The sequence below is a fragment of the Micromonospora sp. WMMD736 genome (assembly GCF_049179015.1).
Lineage (GTDB): Bacteria > Actinomycetota > Actinomycetes > Mycobacteriales > Micromonosporaceae > Micromonospora.
Window position 1 is genome coordinate 1 of sequence record NZ_JBMHMI010000129.1, and the last position, 1,880, is coordinate 1,880.

2 protein-coding genes are annotated in these 1,880 nt (G+C 66.2%); both read right to left on the reverse strand.

Features of this window, described 5'->3' with window-relative positions:
- Positions 1-212 precede the first annotated feature (212 nt).
- A complete protein-coding gene (locus ACN269_RS34565; protein ID WP_421477522.1) occupies positions 213-1,604 on the reverse strand; it encodes an aspartate aminotransferase family protein in 1,392 nt (463 codons plus the stop codon).
- Between the two features lie 2 nt (positions 1,605-1,606).
- A partial coding sequence (locus ACN269_RS34570; RefSeq protein ID WP_421477520.1) for an Lrp/AsnC family transcriptional regulator occupies positions 1,607-1,880 on the reverse strand: 274 nt, incomplete at its 5' end.

A 1,880-nucleotide genomic window follows, 5' to 3' on the forward strand; every position in this document is an offset into this window, starting at 1 on the left:
CCGGCGCCGCCAGCAGTGCTGCCGCCATCGCCAACGCTGAGATTCGTGAAGTCCCCATCGTCTGCGCAGATTAGGCGACTTTGGCCCTGGATCCGCGGAGCCACGCTGTGACGCATGTGGTTTATGTGACTATCCACCTTGCGTCGACCCTGCGCCTGTGGCGGCATCGTGCGAGTAGCGGCCGCCCTGGGCGCAGAATCAACGGCCGACGCTTACAACCGGCGGCTGGCCTCACCGAGCACGTCGCGCAGGATGTTGTAAATCGCATCGAACTCGGCCTGGCCGCAGATCAGCGGCGGCGCGAGCTGCACCACGGGATCGCCCCGGTCGTCGGCGCGGCAGTACAGCCCGGCCTCGAACAGGGCCGGCGTCAAGTACCCCCGCAACAGGCGCTCGGACTCCTCGTCGCTGAACGTCTCCTTGGTGGCCTTGTCCTTCACCAGTTCGATGCCGTAGAAGTAGCCCGCGCCGCGGATGTCGCCGACGATCGGCAGGTCGTAGAGCTGCTCGAGGGTGGCGCGGAAGGCCGGGGCGTTCTCCTTGACCCGGTCGTTGAGGCCCTCGCGTTCGAAGATGTCGAGGTTGGCCAGCGCCACCGCCGCCGACACCGGATGCCCACCGAACGTGTAGCCGTGCGCGAACGTCGTCTTGCCGTCGTTGAACGGCTCGAACAGCCGGTCCGACGCGACCATCGCGCCGATCGGGGAGTACCCCGAGGTCAGGCCTTTGGCGCAGGTGATCATGTCGGGGACGTAGCCGAAGTCCCCGAGTTCGCTGCTACAGGCGAACATCGACCCGATCCGGCCGTAGGCGCAGATCACCTCGTCGGAGACCAGCAGCACGTCGTACTCGTCGCAGATCTGGCGAACCCGCTCGAAGTAGCCCGGCGGCGGCGGGAAACAGCCGCCGGCGTTCTGCACCGGTTCCAGGAACACCGCGGCCACCGTGTCGGGGCCCTCCTGCTCGATCGCTTCGGCGATGCGGTCCGCGCAGTAGCGGCCGAACGCCTTCTCATCGGTGTCATACGGCGCCGGGGCGCGGTAGAAGTTGGTGTTGGGCACCCGGAAACCGCCCGGGGTGAGCGGTTCGAACTGCTGCTTGAACACCGGCAACCCGGTGATGGCCAGCGCCCCCTGCGGGGTGCCGTGGTAGGCGATCGCCCGCGAAATCACCTTGTACTTGCCGGGTTTGCCGGTCAGCTTGAAGTAGTTCTTGGCCAGCTTCCACGCGGTTTCGACGGCCTCGCCGCCGCCGGTGGTGAAGAACACCCGGTTCAGGTCGCCGGGTGCGTAGCCGGCGACCCGCTCGGCCAACTCGATGGCGGTCGGCGTGGCATAGGACCACAGCGGAAAGAACGCCAGCGTCTCGGCCTGCTTGGCGGCGGCTTCGGCCAGCTCGGTGCGGCCATGCCCGACCTGGACGACGAACAGGCCCGACAACCCGTCGATGTAGCTGCGGCCCTTGTCGTCCCAGATCGTCACACCCTCGCCGCGGGTGATGATCGGCGGGTGGATGTCGGCGCCGTGCCGGGCGAAGTGGCCCCACAGGTGGCGGTTGGCCTTGGCGGATAGGTCACCGGCGGTTTCCTGGCCGGTGTCAATCATGGTCATCGAGTACCCCAATTATATTGTTGTTTAACGAGTTTCAAGTACACGAGGGTTTCGGTGGATATCACCTCTGGCAACGCGCGAATCTGGGTGTTGAGCAAGTCGAGCAGGCCGTCGTCGTCTTCGCAGACCACCTCGATGATCGCGTCGAACGAGCCCGCCGTCAGCACGACGTAGTCGACCTCGTCGATGGTGGCCAGCTTCTCGGCGACCTTGGTGGTGTCGCCGGTGCAGCGAATCCCGATCATTGCCTGGCGGGCGAAGCCCAGCTGC

What these genes read in the sequence shown, in the direction of transcription:
- ACN269_RS34565 (WP_421477522.1), bottom strand. Translation starts at nt 1,604, where the DNA reads ATGATTGACACCGGCCAGGAAACCGCCGGTGACCTATCCGCCAAGGCC.